Annotated in this window: 20 protein-coding genes and 2 pseudogenes; 9 read left to right on the forward strand and 13 right to left on the reverse strand. The window is 70.0% G+C overall.

The window, feature by feature from the left end:
- Positions 1-49 precede the first annotated feature (49 nt).
- Positions 50-1867, reverse strand: a complete 1818-nt coding sequence (locus tag REH65_RS27815) for a heavy metal translocating P-type ATPase (protein ID WP_406693254.1) — start codon at positions 1865-1867, stop codon at positions 50-52.
- A gap of 161 nt (positions 1868-2028) precedes the next feature.
- Between REH65_RS27815 and REH65_RS27820 the strand changes: the two genes are divergently transcribed.
- Complete coding sequence (locus tag REH65_RS27820) at positions 2029-2382, forward strand: ArsR/SmtB family transcription factor (RefSeq protein WP_406689747.1); 354 nt, start codon at positions 2029-2031, stop codon at positions 2380-2382.
- On the opposite strand, the gene REH65_RS27825 is transcribed toward REH65_RS27820, so the two are convergent.
- Positions 2375-2971, reverse strand: a complete 597-nt coding sequence (locus REH65_RS27825; protein WP_406689748.1) for a hypothetical protein — start codon at positions 2969-2971, stop codon at positions 2375-2377. The genes REH65_RS27820 and REH65_RS27825 overlap by 8 nt on opposite strands.
- Before the next feature lie 241 nt (positions 2972-3212).
- Entirely contained in the window at positions 3213-3563 is a 351-nt protein-coding gene (locus tag REH65_RS27830) for a hypothetical protein (protein ID WP_281453591.1), read from the reverse strand.
- A gap of 706 nt (positions 3564-4269) precedes the next feature.
- Here REH65_RS27830 and REH65_RS27835 point away from each other — a divergent pair.
- Positions 4270-4620 (forward strand): BlaI/MecI/CopY family transcriptional regulator, encoded by a 351-nt coding sequence (locus REH65_RS27835; protein ID WP_281453590.1) that lies wholly within the window; start codon positions 4270-4272, stop codon positions 4618-4620.
- Positions 4621-4693: 73 nt separating this feature from the next.
- Here REH65_RS27835 and REH65_RS27840 read toward each other — a convergent pair.
- The 7 genes and pseudogenes from REH65_RS27840 to REH65_RS27870 form a co-directional block, all read right to left on the reverse strand.
- Positions 4694-5515 (reverse strand): annotated as a pseudogene (locus tag REH65_RS27840) (SAM-dependent methyltransferase); the annotation flags it as partial.
- A gap of 186 nt (positions 5516-5701) precedes the next feature.
- Complete coding sequence (locus REH65_RS27845) at positions 5702-6046, reverse strand: hypothetical protein (RefSeq protein WP_406689749.1); 345 nt, start codon at positions 6044-6046, stop codon at positions 5702-5704.
- Positions 6047-6295: 249 nt separating this feature from the next.
- Positions 6296-7456, reverse strand: coding sequence for a lactate 2-monooxygenase (locus tag REH65_RS27850; RefSeq protein ID WP_406689750.1), 1161 nt, complete (start codon positions 7454-7456; stop codon positions 6296-6298).
- A 35-nt stretch (positions 7457-7491) separates the two neighbouring features.
- Complete coding sequence (locus REH65_RS27855; RefSeq protein WP_406689751.1) at positions 7492-8646, reverse strand: sulfotransferase family protein; 1155 nt, start codon at positions 8644-8646, stop codon at positions 7492-7494.
- Between the two features lie 118 nt (positions 8647-8764).
- A complete protein-coding gene (locus REH65_RS27860) occupies positions 8765-9550 on the reverse strand; it encodes an SDR family oxidoreductase (protein ID WP_406689752.1) in 786 nt (261 codons plus the stop codon).
- A gap of 5 nt (positions 9551-9555) precedes the next feature.
- Positions 9556-10719, reverse strand: a complete 1164-nt coding sequence (locus tag REH65_RS27865) for a hypothetical protein (RefSeq protein ID WP_406689753.1) — start codon at positions 10717-10719, stop codon at positions 9556-9558.
- 25 nt (positions 10720-10744) lie between these two features.
- On the reverse strand, positions 10745-11212 hold the full coding sequence (locus REH65_RS27870) for a nuclear transport factor 2 family protein (protein WP_406689754.1): 468 nt from the start codon (positions 11210-11212) through the stop codon (positions 10745-10747).
- 130 nt (positions 11213-11342) lie between these two features.
- On the opposite strand from REH65_RS27870, the pseudogene cysD reads away from it, so the two are divergent.
- The 3 genes and pseudogenes from cysD (at position 11343) to REH65_RS27885 (ending at position 15270) form a co-directional block, all read left to right on the forward strand.
- Positions 11343-12246: pseudogene (gene cysD / locus REH65_RS27875) on the forward strand (sulfate adenylyltransferase subunit CysD).
- A gap of 211 nt (positions 12247-12457) precedes the next feature.
- Complete coding sequence (gene cysC, locus REH65_RS27880; RefSeq protein ID WP_406689755.1) at positions 12458-14269, forward strand: adenylyl-sulfate kinase; 1812 nt, start codon at positions 12458-12460, stop codon at positions 14267-14269.
- 155 nt (positions 14270-14424) lie between these two features.
- Positions 14425-15270 (forward strand): formate/nitrite transporter family protein, encoded by an 846-nt coding sequence (locus tag REH65_RS27885; protein ID WP_406689756.1) that lies wholly within the window; start codon positions 14425-14427, stop codon positions 15268-15270.
- 114 nt (positions 15271-15384) lie between these two features.
- On the opposite strand, the gene REH65_RS27890 is transcribed toward REH65_RS27885, so the two are convergent.
- Positions 15385-16245, reverse strand: coding sequence for a helix-turn-helix transcriptional regulator (locus REH65_RS27890; protein ID WP_281453580.1), 861 nt, complete (start codon positions 16243-16245; stop codon positions 15385-15387).
- Between the two features lie 168 nt (positions 16246-16413).
- Positions 16414-16668 (reverse strand): DUF397 domain-containing protein, encoded by a 255-nt coding sequence (locus REH65_RS27895; protein WP_406689757.1) that lies wholly within the window; start codon positions 16666-16668, stop codon positions 16414-16416.
- A 447-nt stretch (positions 16669-17115) separates the two neighbouring features.
- Between REH65_RS27895 and REH65_RS27900 the strand changes: the two genes are divergently transcribed.
- On the forward strand, positions 17116-17337 hold the full coding sequence (locus tag REH65_RS27900) for a zinc finger protein (protein ID WP_281453578.1): 222 nt from the start codon (positions 17116-17118) through the stop codon (positions 17335-17337).
- On the opposite strand, the gene REH65_RS27905 is transcribed toward REH65_RS27900, so the two are convergent.
- Complete coding sequence (locus REH65_RS27905; RefSeq protein ID WP_406689758.1) at positions 17328-18053, reverse strand: GGDEF domain-containing protein; 726 nt, start codon at positions 18051-18053, stop codon at positions 17328-17330. The two genes, REH65_RS27900 and REH65_RS27905, sit on opposite strands and share 10 nt — an antisense overlap.
- A gap of 284 nt (positions 18054-18337) precedes the next feature.
- Here REH65_RS27905 and REH65_RS27910 point away from each other — a divergent pair, with 284 nt between their 5' ends.
- The 3 genes from REH65_RS27910 to REH65_RS27920 are packed head-to-tail and all read left to right on the forward strand — an operon-like array spanning position 18338 to position 20406.
- Positions 18338-18589, forward strand: coding sequence for a DUF397 domain-containing protein (locus REH65_RS27910; RefSeq protein WP_281453576.1), 252 nt, complete (start codon positions 18338-18340; stop codon positions 18587-18589).
- Between the two features lie 51 nt (positions 18590-18640).
- Positions 18641-19549 carry a helix-turn-helix transcriptional regulator gene (locus REH65_RS27915; protein WP_281453575.1) on the forward strand — a complete coding sequence of 303 codons (909 nt, stop codon included), beginning with the start codon at positions 18641-18643 and terminating at the stop codon, positions 19547-19549.
- A 14-nt stretch (positions 19550-19563) separates the two neighbouring features.
- Positions 19564-20406, forward strand: a complete 843-nt coding sequence (locus tag REH65_RS27920) for an SAM-dependent methyltransferase (protein ID WP_406689759.1) — start codon at positions 19564-19566, stop codon at positions 20404-20406.
- The last annotated feature ends 19 nt before the right edge of the window (positions 20407-20425 follow it).

Here is a 20425-nt window from a genome sequence, read left to right on the forward strand (position 1 = left end):
CGGGCGGAGCCCGGCCGAACCGCTCCGGGGACGAGCGGTTCGGCCGGGGTCACGCCGCTTTCCAGGCCGCGCGGCGGAGGAGGCGTAGGCCGTTGAGGGCGACGAGGATCGTGGAGCCCTCGTGGCCCGCGACGCCCAGCGGCAGCGGGAGGTGGCCGACGAGGTCCCAGGTCACCAGGACCGCGATGAAGGTGCCCGCGATGACGAGGTTCGCCGTGACGACGCGGCGGGCGCGGCGGGAGAGATCGATGACGGCCGGGATCGCGTTGAGGTCGTCGCGGACGATGATCGCGTCCGCGGTCTGCAACGTGAGGTCCGAGGCGGCGCCGCCCATCGCGACACCGGCGTGCGCGGTGGCCAGGGCGGGCGCGTCGTTGATGCCGTCGCCGACGAACGCGACCCGGTGCCCGGCCGCCTGCATCGCCTCGACCTCGTCGAGCTTGCGCTCCGGCAGCAGCCCCGCGCGCACGTCGGTGATGCCCACGTGCGCGGCGAGCTCGCTCGCCCCGGCGGCGCTGTCGCCGGTCAGCAGCACGGGATCGCTGGTCAGCGCCCGGGTCGAGGCCACGGCCTCGGCGGCCTCCGGTCGCGGCCGGTCGGTGATGGCCAACAGGCCCACCGGCTCGCCGTCCCGCCGCACCAGCACCGGGGTGCGGCCTGCGGTGACCTCGTAGGTGTCGGGCGCGGCCCCGATCTCGACGTGGTGGCCGGCGACCCGGGCGGTGACGCCGCGCCCCGGCAGCGCCGCGAACTCCTCGGCGGGCGGCAGCGTCAGCTCCTCGCGCTCGGCGGCGCGCACCACGGCCGCCGCCAGCGGGTGCTCGCTGGGCCGCTCGGCCGCCGCGGCCAGCCGCAGCAGCTCCTCGCGGGAGAGCGCCGGGTCCAGCACGCGCACCTCGGCGACCTCCGGGGTGCCGCGGGTCAGGGTGCCGGTCTTGTCGAAGGCGACCTTGGTGGTCGTGCCCAGGTGCTCCATCACTACGGCGGACTTGACCAGCACGCCGTGCCGTCCGGCGTTGGCGATCGCGGCCAGCAGCGGCGGCATCGTCGCCAGCACCACCGCGCACGGCGAGGCGACGATCATGAACGTCATCGCCCGCAGCAGCGATTCCCGCAGGTCGGAGCCCAGCAGCAGCGGGATGGTGAACAGCGCGACGGTCGCGATGACCATGCCGATCGAGTAGCGCTGCTCGACCTTCTCGATGAACAGCTGGGTGCGCGCCTTGGTCTGCCCGGCCTGCTCGACCAGCGCGGCGATCCGCGCGACCACGGAGTCCTCGGCCCGGCGCCCGACCCACACGCGCAGCGAACCGGTGCCGTTGAGCGTGCCGGCGAACACCTCCGAGCCGGTCGTGACGTCCACCGGCAGCGGCTCGCCGGTGATCGTCGCCTGGTCGACGTCGCTGGAGCCGGACAGCACGGTGCCGTCGGCCGGAACGCGCTCGCCGGGGCGGATCAGCACCTCGTCGCCGATCTCCAGCTCGGCGGCTGGCCGGACCTGCTCGACGCCGTCGGAGGTGACGACCGTGGCGGTCTCGGGGGCGAGGGTGAGCAGCCCGCGCACGGAGTCCTCGGTGCGCGCGGTGGCCAGCGCCTCCAGCGCACCGGAGGTCGCGAAGATGACGATGAGCAGTGCCCCGTCGGTGATCTCGCCGATGGACGCGGCGCCGATCGCGGCCAGCACCATCAGCAGGTCGACGTCGAGCGTCTTCTCCCGCAACGCCTGCAGCCCGGCGAGCGCCGGTTCCCAGCCGCCGGTGATGTAGCAGGCCAGGTAGAGCGCCCACCAGGACCACTCGGGAGCACCGGACAGCTGCAGGGCGAGCCCGGCGAGGAACAGGCCGAGCGCGGCGGCGGCCCACCGCATCTCGGGCAGCGCGAACAGCCTGGTCCGCGCGGGTGGCGCGGTGCGCGGGGGAGCGGTGGTGGAGGTGACCACGGGTGAAGACCTCTTCGCAGAGCGGGCGTGACCCGCACAGGAGAACACATGAACATGCGTTCATGCAAACAGCGGTCTAGACTGCCCGCATGGGACACGGAGTGGAACGGGAGGAGATCAGGCTCGACGCCGAGTCGGCGCAGCACGTGGCGAACACGCTGCAGGCGCTGGCCACTCCGAGCCGACTGCTCATCCTCGCGGAGCTGCGGCAGGGGCCGCGCCCGGTCACCGAGCTCGCCGAGGCGGTCGGCATGGAGCAGTCCGCCGTGTCCCACCAGCTGCGGCTGCTGCGCAACCTCGGTCTGGTCATCGGGGCCCGCTCGGGGCGCAGCATCGTCTACAGCCTCTACGACAACCACGTCGCCCAGCTGCTGGACGAGGCCGTCTACCACAGCGAGCACCTGCGCCTCGGCCTCGTCGACCGCTCCGAAACGGTCAGCTGACCCGGAGCCCCAGCGACGCCAGCCGCATCCCGGCCAGCTGGGCGATGACCTCGGAATCGCCCTCGCGCCAAGCCATCGCGGGCTCGCGGCCGACCCGCTTGAGCCGACGGTGGGGGAGTTCGGTCAGCGCTCGCAGGGCCAGCAGGTCCGGGCCCTGGGCGCGCATCGCCACGGCCTGCCCGGCCGCGCGGGCGTAGCGGATCCGGCGCGGCAACCAGACCGCGAGCACCGGGATCAGCGAGAGCGCCACGATCGCGACCGACACCGCGCCGGCGGTCAGGTCGATCACCTCCAGCACGCGCCCGCCCGCGTCCACGAGCACGTCACCGGCCGAGGTCCCCCTGCCCAGCGCGCCCGCCAGGTCGTCGCCGACGAACGGGACGTCGGAGGCCGTGCGCGCGGCGTCGGTGAAGGTGGTCCGGAGGCCGCCGCCCGCCTCGATCATCCGGTGGCCGGGAGCCCGCAGCTCCAGCACCGCGGCCTCGGTCCGGTCCGCGAGCCACCAGAACGCGGCGACCCACCCGATCGCCACGAGGTCGAAGAGCAGCTGTCCCGCAACGCGAATCGGTCGTTCGGCGTAGAAGCGCATGCGCGCTTCCTACCAGAGCCCGAGGGCCCAGTCGATCATCCGATGTGGACTAATAATATCCGCTCGCAGAAACGTCTTTCACCAGTCCGCCCATCGCCCGGCGGATCGGCGGGGGTCGGTGAGGGGCTCCACCGCGAGCCCGAGAATCGCACGGGAGCTCCTCACCGACGTGGTCCACAACCACGGGAAGAACGATGCTCCTGAACGGCGGACCCCGCCACCCATTTTTCGGGTGCCGGGTTCACAGCTCCGGGGGCTGCTCCGTGTGGCGCAGGGTCAGCCCGGTCCCCCAGCAGTTGGGGCACAGCCGCTGGGCGGTGGTGACCTCGGGCAGGTCGGTCTGGGAGCCCCGCCGCACGTGCACGGCCGAGACCTCGCCCTGGCCGGAGCAGTTCCCGCACTGCGCGCGGGGCAGCTGCTCGGCCGGGACGGCCCGCACGTACTGCACGACCTGGTGCCGCAGGTCGCGCAGCTGATCCGGCTCCTCGTCGGGGTCGGCGTGCCTGCCGAGCAGGTCGGTCTCGGCCAGCGCCGCTTCGAAGGCGCGCAGCAGCTGCTCGACCTCGCCGCCGTGGTCGCTCTGCGCGGTCATCGCACGCCCCACCGGCGCGCGGCGTCGGGACGTCGTGGTTGCGGTGTGCGTGTCATGGAGCCATCCGAATTCTTCTGCGTCTGCCCCGGATTCGCGATCGCCCGAGGCGGCTGGCCAGCATCGCAGAGCGTACTGGAGCGGAATAGGATCGAATTCACATCGGCGAATACGATCCGAGAACGCACCTATCACGGCGCGGTAACCTTGTGCGTCGGACTAACTGGAGGTTGTGCGCGCCGAACTGCGTTGTTCCAGCGCAGGGAGCTTTAGCCAGTGCATTCGTCGTTCATCGAAGTCGACACGTCCGGATAGGTCGCCCGCTTTTGCCCGAAGTCGCTGGTAGGCAGGTGCGAGGGAGCGGCGGGGGTCGCCTTCGGAATGCGCTCGAAATGGATTCGGCAATTCCGCTTGCCGTCTCGGAACGGGGCTGAGCGGGCCCTCTGGGGGGAAAGGGCCCGCTCAGCAATCGGCGAGGACCGACGAGGGGGGATGTCGGGGACCTCGCGCGCATAGCGGCCTCGGGGATTTGGGGGTGAGCGCCGCTACTAATAAGCATAGTAGATGTGAATCCGATTGGTGGTCAACGGGGTTGCCGCGGGCGTGCCGGTCCTCAGGGAGGGCGTCCGCGCTTAACCCGAAGGCCATTCACATAGCGTGCGCGACGTGCGAATCCCCGACGTACGATGTGCCCCGGGGAGGAGGGGCCATGCGTTTTCTGGGTGAGCTCGAAGCCGCTGTGATGCAGGTTCTGTGGGAGGAACCGGAGCCGGTCAAGGTGCGCGAAGTGCTGGATCGGCTCGACACCGGTCGATCGCTGGCCTACACGACGGTGCTCACGGTGCTCGACAACCTGCACCGCAAGGGCTGGGTGCAGCGGGAGATGGAGAGCCGGGCCTACCGCTACCGGCCCACGCGCAGCCGCGAGGAGGCCGCCGCGCGCATGCTCGGCCAGGTGCTCGACGGCTCCGGGGCGCCCGAGGTCGTCCTGGCGCACTTCGTCGCGTCGCTCGATGACGACCAGGCGGAGATCCTGCGCACGGCGCTGCGCGAGCGCTGACCGGGTGGACGCGCATCAGGGCGCACCGCGCGGGTTGACCGCGGGCGCCGAGCTCAGGGCTGTAGGCGACGCCGCCGAGGATCAGGCGCTCCACCAGCGAGATCTCGCGCATGCGGGGGCCGTCCGGCCACCAGTGGTTGAGCTCCACCAGGCCCGGTTCGAGGAGTTCCAGGCCGCCGAAGAGCGCGCCGATCTCCTCGCGCGTGCGGTAGCGCCCGCTGCCCATCGACGACTCGCGCCAGCGCTGCTCCAGCTCGCGGGCCATCAGGTGCCCTTCGGGCAGTTCGTCGACCGGGTCCCACCAGTGCGAGATGGCCAGGTAGGAGCCGGAGGGCAGCGCGTCGACGTAGGCCCGCATGAACGCGGCGGGGTCGTCGGCGTCGTCGACGTGGTGCAGCGTGGCGCACTGGATCATCGCCACCGGCCGGTCGAAGTCGAGCTTGGCGACGTGCGGCGTCGCCAGCAGCGCGGCAGGGTCGCGCAGGTCGGCGGTGGCGAAGTGGGTGAGGTCGTTCTCCTCCATCAGCGCCCGGCCGTAGGCGGCGACCGTCGCGTCGTTGTCGACGTAGACGACGGTGGCGTCCGGGTTGTGGCGCTGGGCGATCTCGTGGGTGTTCTCCACGGTCGGCAGCCCGGAGCCGATGTCCAGGAACTGGTCTATGCCGACCTCGTAACCGGCGAGGTGGCGCACCACGCGGATCAGCCAGCGGCGGATCGACTGGGCGACGTCGTCGCCGTGCGGTGAGACGGCCTGGATCGTCTCGTAGACCTCGCGGTCGACGGCGAAGTTGTCCTTGCCGCCCAGGAACATGTCGTAGACGCGGGCGATGCTCGCCTTGCTGGTGTCGATGCCGGCCGCCGCCCCGACGTCGGCGGCTTCGCCCTCGATGGCCATCGGTGCCGCGCTCCCCGTGGATTTGATCACGTTTTCGGGGAGTCTATCGGTGGTCGCAACGCGGCGGGACCCTGGCGGTCCGGTGTGAGCGCCGATCGTCCGTTCGGCGGCGCGGTTTCGCCGCGAATGGTCGAGACCACACCGGGGCCTGCGCGAAAGTGCCGCGCAGGCCCCGGTTTCCGGTGGTCAGAGGGAGAGTTGTCGTTGCCGCGCCGGGAACATCGGCAAGGTCGGGTCGGAGCGCGCGGCCTCGTGGTCGTCGGCGCGCATCTCGTAGTCGGTCGCCTGCATCTCCAGGATCGCCGCGGTCGCGGTGTGGCCCGCGCCGAACAGCTCGCGGGCGCTCTTGAGCAGCGCGCGTGCGTGCTCCCGGTCGTCCGCTGCGAGCTGGGTGAGCGTGTCCCGCCGCAGCCGCTCCCGTTCGAGCTCCCACCGCGCGGTGCTCCGACGTCCGCTCTCCCGCACGATCAGCACGGCGATGAGCAGCACGACGGCGGAGCCGACGAACGCCAGGCTCAGAACCTGCGCCATCGCGACCTCCGATCTCCGAGTAAAGGTAGGTTTTACCTCCACTGGGAAGATCGCTCCTGACTCCCCGCACGTTATCGATTCCGACTGTGACCCCGCTCTTCGTCCGATCGGGTCCTCCGAGCGCTCGGCCTGGTGAGGTGGTCGCCAGTGGACGGTTTTAGTGAGAACTGTCCGGGCAAAACGGACATTGATCATGGGTGATTCGAGGAAAAACCGTCCCCTGGCGACCACCCGCGCACCGAGACGGGCTCAGCGGAGGGCGCGGAGGGCATCACGGGTGAGGTCGGAGAGGGCGGGGTAGCCGTCGACGGCCATGATCAGGTCGGCTTCGGCGAGGAGGCTGCGGAGGACGTGGGTGATGCCGGGGGTGCCGCCGAGGGCGAGGCCGTAGGCGTAGGGGCGGCCGACGCCGACCGCCGTGGCGCCCAGGGCGAGGGCCTTGACGACGTCGGCGCCGCTGCGGACTCCCGAGTCGAACAGGACCGGCATTCCGTCGGCCGCGTCGACGACCTCCGGCAGGACCTCCAGGGCCGGAAGCCCTCCGTCGGCCTGGCGGCCTCCGTGGGTGGAGCAGTAGATGCCGTCGACGCCGCCGTCCTTGGCGCGGCGGACGTCGTCGGGGTGGCAGATGCCCTTGACCAGCAGCGGCAGGTCCGTCAGCGACCGCAGCCACGGCAGATCGTTCCAGGTCAGCGGGTTGCCGAAGGTGGAGACCCAGCGCAGCACCGCCGCGCCCGGGTCCTCCTCGGGGCTCTTGTCCAGACCCGCCCGGAACACCGGGTCGGTGTAGTAGTTGCTCAGGCAGTGCCCGCGCAGCTGCGGGAAGTTCGAGGTCGCCAGGTCGCGCGGCCGCCAGCCCGGGATCCAGGTGTCGAGCGTGACGACGATGCCCTTGTAGCCCGCCTTCTCGGCGCGGCGCACCAGGCTTTCCGCCAGATCCCGGTCCTTCGGCGTGTAGAGCTGGAAGAACCCCGGTGTGCCGCCGAATTCGCCCGCCACGTCCTCCAACGGGTCCGACGACAGCGTCGAGGCCACCATCGGCACCCCGGTCTGCGCGGCGGCCCGCGCGGTGGCCAGGTCGCCGTGCCCGTCCTGCCCGCAGATGCCCAGCACCCCGATCGGTGCCATGAACACCGGGGACGGCAGCGTCATCCCGAACAGGTCCACCGAGAGGTCGCGCTCCTCGGCGCCGACGAACATCCGCGGCACCAGCCCCCACCGGTCGAACGCGGCGACGTTCGCGCGCTGCGTGCGCTCCGACCCCGCTCCGCCGTGGACGTAGGACCACACCGAGGGCGACATGGCGGATTTCGCCCGCTCCTCCAGCTCCTCGAACTCCATCGGCAGGTCGGGAAGCACCCCGCTCAGACCGTTGAGGTAGATCTCCAGCTGGTAGTCGCCGTACGCCATGCTTCGCCCTCCGGTGCGTCGAATCCGCCCGGAATCTAACCGACCGGAGCCCAGCCGGCGAAGCGCTCGTCGACCTCTTCTCCGCGCAGCCCGAAGTCCGCCAGCGAGTAGCGGTGCGCGGGCTTGGCGTGACCGGCGGTGCTCTCGGCGTGCAGGTCCCGCATCGCCCGCGTCGCGGCGTCGTCGAGCGGGATCCCGAAGTGCCGGTAGATCCGCTGGACAACGCCGATCGGGTCGGCCGTGAAGTCCTCGTAGCGCACGTCGAAGAAGCGGTCCGGATCGTACCGGGCGCGGGCCGCGGTGAACTCGTCCAGGCCCCGCGACCACAGCTCCAGCTGGTCGCGGCCGATGGTCTCGCCGCGGAAGGTCTCCGACCAGTCGTGGGTGGCGTGCGCGGCGAGGCTGCACACCGAGGCGATCGCGGTGCGCGGCTCGCGGTGCGTCTGGATCACCAGCGCGTCCGGGTAGGTCTCCAGGAGCGCGTCGAGCGCGAACAGGTGGCTCGGGTTCTTCAGCACCCAGCGCCGGTTCCGGTCCGGCAGCCCGATGAGCTGCAGGTTGCGCTTGTGCCGCGCGTAGGCCGCCGTCCAGTCCTGGCCGGCCAGCCAGCGCGAGTAGGTCGGCAGGTGCGCCAGGCACTCGTAGGAGATCGACCGCGTCGACTGCCGCAGCAGCTGCCAGCACTCCTCGACCTGCTCGGCCGACATGTAGTGCACGCCCATGAACTCGGGGTGCTCCACGTGGTGCCGGGTGTAGCCCTGCTGGATGCCCTGGAAGACCGGGTCGTCGGCCCAGGTCTCGCGCGGTGGGCGCGGCTGCGGGACCTCGGTCAGCCACAGCTCCAGGCCCTGGTTGGCGGGGTCGGCGGTGAGCAACCGGTGCAGCGCCGTGGTGCCGGTGCGCGGCAGCCCGGTGACGAAGATCGGGCGCTCGATCGCGACCTCGGCGTGCTGCGGGTGCTTCTTCCACGCGTCCTCGCTGATCAGCCGCGCGGTCAGCGCGCCCCGCAGGAACGCGCGCGCGACCTTGTTGCCCAGCGGCGTCAGCCCGGCGTCGCGCTCGTAGGACTCCAGCAGCACGCCGAGCCCGTCGGTGTAGTCGTCGGTGCCGAAGTCGTCGAGCCCGACGAGCCGGGTGGCCGAGGCGTGCAGGTCCTCGACGGTGCCGACGTCCTCACGACCGATGCTCATGAGCAGCTCCTCACGGTGTTTTCCCGGGAACTCGGTCGCAAGCGGCGGAGAGCCGCGAGCCGTGCGAGCCGCCCTCGCAGCTCGCACCGCTACGCGAAATGACCCGGGTGAACGCTTTTCAGTGGTGAAATTCGCCGGCGTTGACGTCCAGGCACTGGCCGGTGATGATCCGCGAGAGGTCGGAGATCAGGAACAGGCCCGCGTCGGCGATCTCGTCCGGTTCCGGGAGTTTTCGCAGGTCGGTGGTGGCGGCGGTCTCCTCGTAGACCTCGTCGCGGGTGATGCCGCGCTGCTCGGCGAGGTAGCCGAGGTACCACTTGAGCGAGTCCGCCCAGATGTAGCCGGGGGCGATGGTGTTGACCCGCACGCCCTGCGGCCCGAGCTCGGTGGCCAGGCTCTGCGCCAGCGACAGCAGGCTGGACTTGGCCATCTTGTAGGCGCCGTAGTTGCGGCGGGAGTGCCGCAGCACGGCCGAGTTCACCATGAGCACCGCGCCGCGCGTCTCGGCCAGCGCGGGGGCGAACAGCCTGGTCATCCGCAGCGCGGCGATCGAGGTGGTCTCGAAGCCCTGCCGGATCGCGTCCAGGTCGGTGTCGGCGAGGTCGGCGAGCGGGGGGATCGCGAAGGCGTTGTTGATCAGCGCGTCGACCCGCCCGAAGTGCTCCACCGACCGCGACACCAGGTTCGCGGCGTCGTCCTCGGAGGTGATGTCGGTGGGCACCACCAGCGCGCGGCGGCCCAGCTCGCTCACCTCGTCGGCCACCTGCTCGAGCCGCTTCTCGGTGCGCGCGGCCAGCACCACGTCGGCCCCGGCCTGCGCGCTGCGCAGCGCCAGGGACCGGCCCAGGCCGGGCCCGATCCCGGAGACGACGACGACCTTGTCGCGAAGCAGTCCGTCCAGCATCGGCCTCACCCCAGCATCCGGTTGTGCACGGCGGCTTGCCGCGCGGCGATGCGCTGGCGCCACCGCTCGGGCGTGGTGCGCGATTCCTCGTGGTGCGGAAGGCGTTTCGGCAGCTCGCCGAACGGCACGACCTCGACCTCCGGGCCGTCCTCGGGCCCCAGGTCGCGGGAGAGGCGCTGCCAGCGGATCTGCATGTAGCCGCGCTGGTGCCCGGTCAGCTCGATCCAGTTGGTCAGGCCCGGATCGCGCTCGGCGAGCACGAAGCGGATCTTGCCGTCGGGATCGGTGCGCGCCTGCTCGGCGGTGAGGCTGGTCTGGTGGTTGATGTAGTCGGTGGAGATGTACCAGGGGCTGCCGAGCTGAAAACCCTGGTACGGCGCCTCGGAACGCGGCACGGTGATGATCATCGCCTGGTCGTCGGTGAGCTCGAAGTGCCCGGCGGACGACATCTGGGTGGACAGCCCGCCCGGCGTGGAGCGCGGCTCGTTCATCGTGTTCACCGGCTGGTTGAGGTAGAACCACTCCGGGAACGCCAGGAACGTCCGCAACCGGCTGAGCAGGATCTTCCCGGCCACGCCGTAGCGCTTGGTCATCAGGTCCATCGTGCGCGGCGGGGGAGCGGTGCCCGCGGTGTCGGCCCGCCGGATCCGGATCAGGCCGCGCCGCTCGGTGTCCCAGTCGCTGTAGACCTCGCGCACCACCAGCATCGCCGAACCGGGGGCGAGGGTGAAGTAGTTCGGCCCGGCCGGTCCCGGACCGAAGCGCACCTCGAAATCACCGTTGTCGTCGACGGTGATGCGCCGGTCGTCGAACGCGGCGAGGCTGTCCGGGACGTCCACCGGGGAGTAGTCGCCGTTGAGCACCTGGAAGCTGAGATCCGTCGTGCTGCCGCGCTTCCCGGTCACCACGTACTCGGCGTCGTCGCGGATGTAGGAGTGGAAGTACAGCGCGTCCGGGTTGTCCAGGCCCATCTTCGTGTAGGGGCCGGTCGACTGGATGAAGTACGGGTGATCGCGCTCGAACGCCCAGGCCAGCATCATCGACGCCTGGATGCTGCCCGCCAGGTAGTCGTACCCCTCGACCAGGTCCTGATCGGTGCGGATGTGCTTGGCGCCCTTGATGACCTCCTCGGCCTCGGCAACGGCGTCGGCGAAAGGCTGCGTGAGCACAGGCTCCTCCTTCGTAGAACGAGTTCTATGCCCAGCGGTTGGCCGTGAGGGTGAAGTTGGGCAGGTCGTCGAAGGTGTGCAGGAACTCGTAGGTCCGGGTGTAGCTGGTCCGGCTGATGCGCCACTCGCCGTCCGATTCGCGGCGGTAGGTGTCCTCGTAGAAGGCCGCGCCCCGGATGATCGTCTTGAACTCGGTGGCGATGACGGTGTCCTCGAAGCACCAGGTCCCGGTGGCGGTGTCGCCGTCGACGTCGATCTCCGGCTGGCCCGCGAAGTGCGTGGTGATGATGCCCGGGCCGAGGTTCTCCCGCATGAACTCCAGGATCTTCTCGCGCCCGACGAGGTGGAGCTTCTCGCCGGCCGCCTCGGTGCCGTAGTCGCCGACCGCGTCCTCGGTGATGGTGTCGGCCAGCTCGTGCCACAGCTTCAGGTCGACCGCTCGCAGGTAGCGGTACTTCAGACGCTTGATCTCCTCCAGCGCGACCAGGTCCACGACGCCTCCTCGCTCGGTCCGTCCGGGATGGCCCCAGCTTTCCGCGCACCTTGACCAAGCGCAAGAACTTGTTCTACTTTTCTGTGAAACTCGTTCTATATCAGGTTCTGATCGGAAGGGCGGGTCCGCCGTGACCACGACCTACGAACTGACCCACCTGCGCGGCCTGGAAGCCGAGGCGGTGCACGTCTTCCGCGAGGTCGCGGCCTGCTTCGAACGCCCGGCGCTGCTGTTCTCCGGCGGCAAGGACTCCGCCGTGATGCTGCACGTGGCCCGCAAGGCGTTCTGGCCCGCGCCGCTGCCGTTCCCGGTCCTGCACGTCGACACCGGCCACAACTTCGCCGAGGTCATCGACTTCCGCGACCGCACCGTCGAGCGCCTGGGCCTGGAGCTGGTGGTCGGCAGCGTGCAGGACGACATCGACGCCGGCCGCTCCGTCGAACGACCCGGGGCCGGGCGCAACCGCCTGCAGACCCGGACCCTGCTGCGCAGCATCGCCGAGCACCGCTTCGACGCCGTCTTCGGCGGCGCCCGCCGCGACGAGGAGAAGGCCCGCGCCAAGGAGCGGGTGTTCAGCTTCCGCGACGAGTTCGGCCAGTGGGACCCCCGCAACCAGCGGCCCGAGCTGTGGCACCTCTACAACGGTCGGCACCGCAAGGGCGAGCACATCCGCGTCTTCCCGCTGTCCGACTGGACCGAGCTCGACATCTGGCAGTACGTGCTCGACGAGGACATCGAGCTCCCGCCCATCTACTACGCCCACCGGCGCACCGTCTTCGAGCGCGACGGCATGCTGCTGGCCACCAACCCGCACCTGGAACCCGGCGAGGACGAGCGGCCCTACGAGGCCACCGTCCGCTTCCGCACCGTCGGCGACGCGACCTGCACCGGCTGCGTGCCCTCCACCGCGAGCACCGTCGCCGACGTCGTCGCCGAGGTCGCCGCCGCCCGGGTCACCGAACGCGGCGACCAGGGCGGACGACCGCATCTCGGAGGCCGGAATGGAAGACCGCAAGCGCGAAGGTTACTTCTGATGAGAGTTCTGCGGCCTTGTTGCTTGGCGGTGCGGGTAGCGGAACCTCGGACGCCTTCCGACTCCGGGATCCGCTTGTGCATGCCGATGCACGGCACGTCGGCCGTCCTCCCCAGAAGACGTCTGAGCGGTGCGAGCGCCTGAGGTGGGGAAAGAGACACGGCTACGCCGTGGCAACCGGGAACGCTCAGCGCAACCGAAGAGGAGCTTCGATGACGCAGCTGCTTCGCCTCGCCACCGCCGGGAGCGTGGACGACGGCAAGTCCACGCTGATCGGGCGCCTGCTCTACGACTCCAAGACGATCCTCAGCGACCAGCTCGAAGCCGTCGAGCGCGCCGGCCGCGGCGACGGCGGACCGGACCTCGCGCTGCTCACCGACGGGCTGCGGGCCGAGCGCGAGCAGGGCATCACCATCGACGTCGCGCACCGCTACTTCGCCACGCCTCGCCGCAAGTTCATCGTCGCCGACACGCCCGGGCACATCCAGTACACCCGCAACATGGTCACCGGTGCCTCCACCGCCGACCTCGCGCTGGTGCTCATCGACGCGCGCAAGGGCGTGCTGGAGCAGTCCCGCAGGCACGCGTTCGTGGCCAGCCTGCTCGGCATCCCGCACCTGGTGCTGTGCGTCAACAAGATGGACCTGGTCGATTATTCGCAGCAGCGGTTCGACGAGATCCGCGCCGAGTTCGCCTCCTTCGCCATGAAGCTCGACGCGCCGGACCTGACCTTCATCCCGGTCTCGGCCCTGCGCGGCGACAACGTCGTGCACCGCAGCGAGAACATGCCCTGGTACGAGGGCACGTCGCTGCTGCACCACCTCGAAGAGGTCCACGTCGCCTCCGACCGCAACCTCATCGACGCCCGGCTGCCGGTGCAGTGCGTGATCCGCGACGGCGACGTCCGCGGCTACGCCGGAACGGTCGCCGGGGGAGTGCTCAAGCCCGGCGACGACGTCGTCGTGCTGCCCTCGGGCTTCACCACCGGCATCGCCGAGATCTGGGGACCCGGCGGCGAGCCGCTGGAGGAGGCGTTCACGCCGCAGGCGGTGACCGTGCGGCTCACCGACGACCTCGACGTCGCGCGCGGCGACATGCTGTGCCGCCCGCAGAACCGCCCGCACACCGGCCAGGACGTCGACGCCCTCGTCTGCTGGCTCACCGAGCGCTCGGCGCTGGAACCCGGTGCGCGCTACGCCATCCAGCACACCACGAGGTCCACCCGCGCCCAGGTGCGGCAGCTGGACTACCGGCTCGACATCAACACCCTGCACCGCGACACGACCGCGACGTCGTTGTCGCTCAACGAGATCGGCCGGATTCGGCTGCGCACCCAGCAGCCGCTGCTGTTCGACGCCTACCGGCGCAACCGCACCACCGGCAGCTTCATCCTCGTCGACGAGGCCACCGACAACACCGTCGCCGCAGGCATGATCACCGGACCGGGCGTGGCCGAGTCGAACGTGACCTGGGTGTCCACGGCTGTCCGCCGCGAGCAGCGGCGGACCCGGGGCGCGACGGTGTGGCTGACCGGGCTGTCGGCCTCGGGCAAGTCGACCGTGGCCGTCGAGCTGGAGCGCAGGCTGGTGGCCGCCGGCAGGCCCGCCTACCTGCTCGACGGCGACAACCTGCGACACGGGCTCAACGCCGACCTGGGCTTCAGCGCCGCCGACCGGGCCGAGAACGTCCGCCGCGTCGGCGAGGTGGCACGGCTGTTCGCCGACTCCGGCGTGGTGTCCATCGTGTCGCTGATCAGCCCGTACCGCGCCGACCGGGAGCGCGCCCGGCAGGCGCACCGGGAAGCCGGTCTGACGTTCGTGGAGGTCTTCGTCGACACGCCCGTCGAGGTGTGCGAGGCGCGCGACCCCAAGGGCCTCTACGCGCGGGCGCGGGCGGGGGAGATCACCGGGTTCACCGGCGTCGACGACGCCTACGAGCGTCCGGAGCAGCCGGACCTGGTGCTGCGGCCCGACTCCGGCGATCCGGCCGAGATGGCGTCGGCGATCGTCGACCTGCTCGACTGACGGGGGCTCGCGCGCGGCGGTGAGCTCCTGTTGATGCGGATCTCGCGGCCGCGTTACACCGGGGACATCGCGGCTGCGGACACTGCTGGCCAGACCGGGAACGACGCCGTTCCGCGAACGGTATCCGCATCCCCTTCCGGCTTCGAGGAGTTGTCGTGTCCTACGTGAGTCCGCCCGAGTTCGTCGGCAAGATGATCGACGCCGGCGAGTCCAAGATCCACATGTCGACCCGGGACACCGTGATCCGCGCCTACATGGCGGGTGCGATCCTGGCGCTGGCGGCCGCGTTCGCGGTGAGCGTCACCGTCGAGACGGGTGCGCCGCTGATCGGCGCGCTGCTGTTCCCGGTCGGCTTCTGCCTGCTCTACCTGCTCGGTTTCGACCTGCTCACCGGTGTTTTCACGCTGGCGCCGCTGGCGTGGCTGGACAAGCGGCCCGGGGTGAAGCTCACCGGGGTGCTGCGCAACTGGGGGCTGGTGTTCCTCGGCAACTTCGCGGGCGCGCTAACCGTGGCGGTGCTGATGGCGGTCATCGTGACGTTCGCGTTCAGCGTCGACCCCAACGCCGTCGGGCAGAAGCTCGGCTCGATCGGGGAGAGCCGGACCCTCGGCTACGCCGAGCACGGCGCCGCGGGGATGCTGACCCTGTTCGTGCGCGGCGTGCTGTGCAACTGGATGGTCTCCACCGGTGTCGTCGCCGCGATGATGTCGAAGTCGGTGTCCGGCAAGGTGATCGGCATGTGGATGCCGATCCTGGTGTTCTTCTACATGGGCTTCGAGCACTCGGTGGTCAACATGTTCCTGTTCCCGAGCGGCCTCATGCTCGGCGGCGACTTCTCCATCGCCGACTACCTCGTCTGGAACGAGATCCCCACGGTCCTCGGCAACCTCGTCGGTGGCGTCGTCTTCGTCGGCCTCACCCTCTACGCCACCCACGCCCGCCCCAAAACACCCCGGGACGTCCGGGAGCCCCCCTCCGAACTCCCCACCCCGGTCGCCTGACCCACCACCCGATCAGGGCACTGAAGTCGAAAACCGCAACATTCGTCGCGTCGAAAACCCCGGTTTTCGTGCGACGAATGTTGCGGTTTTCGACGTCGGGTGGGGGTGAGGGGATCAGAAGTCGATCTGGGACCGGTACTTCTTGGCGAGGTCCTGGAGGTAGGCGACCGTGTCGTGGCGTTCGAGGGCGGCGCCGCGGAGGCGGTCCCAGGCGTCGTTGAAGAGGTTGAAGTCGTCCTCGTCGTCCAGGTAGAGGCCGCCCGCGACGTGCTCGACGAACACGAAGTCCTTGGTGCCGTCGGAGAAGCGCATGATCGTGAAGTCGTTGGGCACGTAGGGCAGCCGCACGTCGAACGGCAGGATGTGCACGTACGCCTTGGGGTACCGCGACTGCAGGTCCAGCAGGTGCTCGACCTGGTCCAGCGCCACCGACGGGTTCTGGCCGCCGGGGACCCGGTGGAAAGCCGCCTCGCTGAGCACGAACCGGTAGTAGGGCGGTCGCGGCAGGTCGAAGACCTGCTTGCGGTCCAGGCGGTTGCGCACCAGCGCGGTCACGTCGGTGGCGCGGTCCTCGGAGAACTGGGTGAGCATGAAGTGCTCGGACTGCAGCGGGCCCGGGATGCGCTCGCCGTGCCAGCTCAGGATCTCGGTGGCGGCCGGTTCGAGGTCGGTGAAGGTGCGGAACCACTGCGGCACCGCGGAGCGGTAGCCGGCCCACTGACCGCGCTGCCCGGAGCTGGACCGGGCCAGCTCCAGCATCAGCTCGGACTCGGCCTTGCCGGAGTTGAAGGCCTCCAGCATCTTCTGCAGCTCGGCGTTCTTGACCGCGACCGTGCCCGACTCGATCTTGTTGATCTTGCCCTGGCTGCATCCCAGCAGCTCGGCGACTTCTTGCTGGGTCATGCTCGCGGCCTGCCGCGCGCGGCGGATCTCGTTCCCGAGCTGCCTGCGTCGCGAAGTTACCGTGCTCGGCACCAGATCTCCGCTCGTATGCTTTCGCCGTCACCACGTCTGACAAGCGCAAACGCGCCTGTCAAGAACAACACTCTAATGCACTCGGACGTGGTTGTGCGGCAAACGGGTCACCGTCCGCGTCGGGCGCCGAGGGTGATTAATCCCGAACCGCCTCTGAGCTGCGACGATCTAGCCGAGGTCGAAGGTGCCGGCTCGCGCGCGGCGCAGGAAGCGGCTCCAGCTGGCCGTGTCGAAGTCCAGCGTGACGTCCCCGGTGAGCTGCTTGCTGTCGCGGACGCCGACGTGCCCGGGCACGGTTAAGTTCACCTCGACGCAGTTCCCGCCGTTCGGTCCGCAGGCGGACGCCGAACCCCAGCCGGTGGTGCCGAAGATCGGGCTTTCCGTCCGTTCCGGGTGAAGCATCGTGGTGCATCCCTTCCGCATCTCTCGACTCCGTCGCTCAGATGTGCTTACGATTAATCGTATTCGATCCGGGGAGGGATCATGCCACTGAGGACGGCCGGGAGCACCCGGGGGGAGAGGTCACAACACTCGCAGGTGGGATGCCTCTGGGTCTCGCATACCGCTGATCAGGTGACTTTGCGCCAGGCGCACGCGATTTCAGCGGTGGATTGGTACGGGCGGGTGACACGCACGGCGTGCGGGCTCCTGCTCGATCATGAGACGATCGAGAATATTCCCTCGGACGGGGCCTTGCCGTGCGGTCGGTGCCTGGCTGCGACCGCGGGGATCGTGGGACTTGAATCCATCTGAGTGACGGATTACCCGGATTGGGTTGTCTTCGGCGGTGATGCCGGGCGATCCGGTTCGAATCAGGCAAGACGAGACATACAGTACTGCGTCGGGAAACGGCAGCGAAGGAGAGTGCGGATGCATCCGTTCCATTGGGTTCCGGCCCTAGGGGAGCGTCACGCGAGCACCGATCCCCGGCCTTCCGGGGGTTACCCGGCCGGAAGCACCATCACGACACTCTGCGACCGCCAGATGAGCGCCGAAGTCGGCGAGATGGCCTGGCTCTGGACGACGTGCCCGGCCTGCAACGCCGAGGCCCACCGCATGGTCGGCGGCGTCCGGCAGACCGCTTACGCCTGAGCTTCCTTCTGGAAGGCCCCGCCTTCCAGCGCCACCAGAGCCGTTCGGTGCCGGGGGATCCGCTCCGACACGTCGTTGAGCGGCTGGTAGCGGGAAGTTCCGGAACGCGTGGACTTGGCCCGGTACATGGCCTTGTCCGCAGCGGTGATCAGCTGGTGCATCCGGTGCGCCGGCAGCACCGCGACACCCGCGCTGGCGGTGCAGCGGATCGGCATCTCCGCCATGACCTCGGCGGAAGCGATGCCCGCGCACAGCTCGTCGGCCAGCGCTTCGGCGTCCTCGGTGGCGACACCGCTGTTGACGTCGGCACCCAGCAGCACCACGAACTCATCTCCGCCGAGCCGGGCCGCGCACGCCGCGAGCCCGGCTTCGTCGTGCGTGCGCCGGGTGACGGTCTCCTGGATCTGCTTGGCCGCCGCGACCAGAACGCTGTCGCCGAAGTCGTGGCCGTAGAGGTCGTTGGTCTCCTTGAGCCCGTCCAGGTCCATCAGGATCATCGCGACGTGATCGCCGGGGCGGGAGGTGGCGCGCTGCCGGTCGAGCGCGCGGTGTAGGCCCGCGCGGTTGGCCAGGCCGGTCAGCGGATCGGTGTGCGCGGCGCGATCGGCGACCTCGAGCCGTCTCTCCAGGGCGCGGCGCGCGCGGCGCGCGGAGAGCAGCTGCAGCGCCAACACGAGGCAGAGGAATAACGCTCCGACCGTCACCAGCCCGCTCATCAGAAGACCCGATCCCGGGGTGGGGCTGCTCGATCCTGAGGTGGAGCCGGGCGAATCGGACGCTCGCGGCAGGGGTTCTCACGCCGCGACAAGCGGAACATGCCCCTCGGCCTCCTCCCACGTGCACCGGGGCCGTTCGCCGGACGCCGGTTTCCCGCTGACGGATCAAGATCGGCACTCGACCTGCTGCTGCTACTGTCCCGGACTGACCTTGCAGATGCAAGAACGTTTGCAAGAACACGTGCACGTACGGACGCGATTTCGCCCGAATGTTGGAGGCACTCATGCCGGAGACCGTGGTGTCGGACGCCCCCCGATGGGCAGACCTCAGCCGACGGTCTGACCTGCGGTGGCGGAAGAGCGCGCGCAGCAATCCGAGCGGGAACTGCGTCGAGGTCGCCGAGCTGGAGCGCGGCCGCATCGCGGTGCGCAACTCCCGGTTCGCCGAAGGCCCGGTGCTCGTCTACACCCGCGAAGAAATCGCCGCTTTTCTCGAAGGGGTTAAAGAAGGCGACTTTGATGATCTAATCTGCTGACTGGCTTTGGCGGCGATCGGACGCCGCATTGCTCCCGATGGGGGTATCGACATGATGGGCATCGAGCCGGAGAGACAGGGCAGCAGGTCCAGCGCCAAGCAGAGCGGTCCTGCGGTGGGGCCGACGGTGCTGCGCATCGCGCTCGGCGGGCAGCTCCGTCGCCTGCGGGAGGATCGCGGGATCAGCCGCGAGGCCGCGGGCGAGGCGATCCGCGGCTCGCACGCCAAGATCAGCAGGCTGGAGCTGGGCCGGGTCAGCTTCCGCGAGCGCGACCTCAACGACCTGCTCACCCTGTACGGCGTGCGGGACGACAGCGAGCGCGCGGCCTTCCTGTCGCTGGCGCGGCAGGCCAACGAACCCGGCTGGTGGCACCAGTACGGCGACCTGCTGCCGTCGTGGTTCGAGACCTACCTCGGCCTGGAGCAGGCCGCCGAGATCATCCGCACCTACGAGGCGCAGTTCGTGCCGGGCCTGCTGCAGACGCCCGACTACGCGCGCGCGGTGATCATGCTGGGGCACGGGCAGGAGCCCACCGCCGAGGTCGACCGCCGGGTCGCGCTGCGGATGCGCCGCCAGGACATCCTCACCCGCCCGGAACCGCCGACGCTGTGGGCGGTCATCGACGAGGCCGCGCTGCGCCGTCCGATCGGCGGGGAGCGGATCATGCAGGGGCAGATCGACCACCTGATCCGCGTCGCCGAGCTGCCCAACGTCACGATCCAGCTGCTGCCCTACAGCGTCGGCGGGCACGCCGCGGCCGGTGGCCCGTTCACCATCGTGCGCTTCCCGGAGTCGGACCTGCCCGACGTGGTGTACCTGGAGCAGCTCACCAGCGCGCTGTACCTCGACAAGCGCAACGACCTGGACCAGTACCAGGCGGTGATGAACATGCTCAGCGTGCAGGCGGCCACTCCGGAGGACACGCCGCAGCTGCTGCGGGAGTTAAGGGACACGTACTGATCCAGGGGACGCGGATGAACCAGCAGAGCGGCCGGCTCCCGGTCGAGATCGACACCACCGTCGCGCACGAGGCCCGGGTCTACGACTACTGGCTGGGCGGCAAGGACAACTTCGAGGCCGACCGCGCGCTGGGCGACGCGATCGCCGAGCACATCCCGACGATCAAGACGATGGCGCGCGCGAACCGGGCGTTCGTCGGTCGCGCCGTGCGCCACCTGGTGCAGGAGTGCGGGATCCGGCAGTTCCTCGACGTCGGCACCGGGATTCCCACCAGCGGCAACGTCCACGAGGTCGCCCAGCGCGCCGAACCGCGCTGCCGCGTCGTCTACGTCGACAACGACCCGATCGTCCTGGCTCACGCTCGGGCGCTGATGACCAGCACCGACGAGGGCGCGACGAAGTTCCTCTTCGCCGACCTGCACGACCCGGACTCGATCCTGTCCGACCCGGCGCTGACCGGGACGCTCGACCTGACGCAGCCGACCGCGGTGATGCTGGTGGCGGTGCTGATGTACTTCCGCGAGAACGACGAGGTGCAGCAGGTCCTCGGCAAGCTGATGGACGCGGTGCCGTCCGGCAGCTACCTGACGATCACCCACCCCACCGCCGACTTCGACCCCGAGGCGATGGCCGGTGTCGTGGCCTCCGCGGAGCGGTCGGGGATCCCGTTCCAGCCGCGGAGCGAGTCCGAGGTGGCCGAGCTCTTCGACGGCATGGACCTGGTCGAACCCGGCGTGGCCCCGGTCCTGGCGTGGCGCCCGGACCCCGAACCGGCCGGCGTCACCAAGCTCCACCCGGATCACCAGGTCGACCCGCACAGCGCTTACTACTGGGCGGCGATGGGGCGCAAGCGCTGAGAGCCGCCGTCGGGGTCGT

Source organism: Saccharopolyspora sp. ID03-671, assembly GCF_045278815.1.
GTDB classification, from domain to species: domain Bacteria; phylum Actinomycetota; class Actinomycetes; order Mycobacteriales; family Pseudonocardiaceae; genus Saccharopolyspora; species Saccharopolyspora ipomoeae.

Excerpts from the sequence above, each read along its gene's own strand:
- REH65_RS27910 (WP_281453576.1), top strand. The coding sequence starts at position 18,338 with ATGCCGGAGACCGTGGTGTCGGACGCCCCCCGATGGGCAGACCTCAGC.
- REH65_RS27915 (WP_281453575.1), top strand. The coding sequence starts at position 18,641 with ATGATGGGCATCGAGCCGGAGAGACAGGGCAGCAGGTCCAGCGCCAAG.
- REH65_RS27835 (WP_281453590.1), top strand. The coding sequence starts at position 4,270 with ATGCGTTTTCTGGGTGAGCTCGAAGCCGCTGTGATGCAGGTTCTGTGG.
- REH65_RS27850 (WP_406689750.1), bottom strand. The coding sequence starts at position 7,456 with ATGGCGTACGGCGACTACCAGCTGGAGATCTACCTCAACGGTCTGAGC.
- REH65_RS27895 (WP_406689757.1), bottom strand. The coding sequence starts at position 16,668 with ATGCGGAAGGGATGCACCACGATGCTTCACCCGGAACGGACGGAAAGC.
- REH65_RS27860 (WP_406689752.1), bottom strand. The coding sequence starts at position 9,550 with ATGCTGGACGGACTGCTTCGCGACAAGGTCGTCGTCGTCTCCGGGATC.
- REH65_RS27900 (WP_281453578.1), top strand. The coding sequence starts at position 17,116 with ATGCATCCGTTCCATTGGGTTCCGGCCCTAGGGGAGCGTCACGCGAGC.
- REH65_RS27820 (WP_406689747.1), top strand. The coding sequence starts at position 2,029 with ATGGGACACGGAGTGGAACGGGAGGAGATCAGGCTCGACGCCGAGTCG.
- REH65_RS27855 (WP_406689751.1), bottom strand. The coding sequence starts at position 8,646 with ATGAGCATCGGTCGTGAGGACGTCGGCACCGTCGAGGACCTGCACGCC.
- REH65_RS27830 (WP_281453591.1), bottom strand. The coding sequence starts at position 3,563 with ATGACCGCGCAGAGCGACCACGGCGGCGAGGTCGAGCAGCTGCTGCGC.
- REH65_RS27845 (WP_406689749.1), bottom strand. The coding sequence starts at position 6,046 with ATGGCGCAGGTTCTGAGCCTGGCGTTCGTCGGCTCCGCCGTCGTGCTG.
- REH65_RS27815 (WP_406693254.1), bottom strand. The coding sequence starts at position 1,867 with ATGCGGTGGGCCGCCGCCGCGCTCGGCCTGTTCCTCGCCGGGCTCGCC.
- cysC (WP_406689755.1), top strand. The coding sequence starts at position 12,458 with ATGACGCAGCTGCTTCGCCTCGCCACCGCCGGGAGCGTGGACGACGGC.
- REH65_RS27905 (WP_406689758.1), bottom strand. The coding sequence starts at position 18,053 with ATGAGCGGGCTGGTGACGGTCGGAGCGTTATTCCTCTGCCTCGTGTTG.
- REH65_RS27920 (WP_406689759.1), top strand. The coding sequence starts at position 19,564 with ATGAACCAGCAGAGCGGCCGGCTCCCGGTCGAGATCGACACCACCGTC.
- REH65_RS27825 (WP_406689748.1), bottom strand. The coding sequence starts at position 2,971 with ATGCGCTTCTACGCCGAACGACCGATTCGCGTTGCGGGACAGCTGCTC.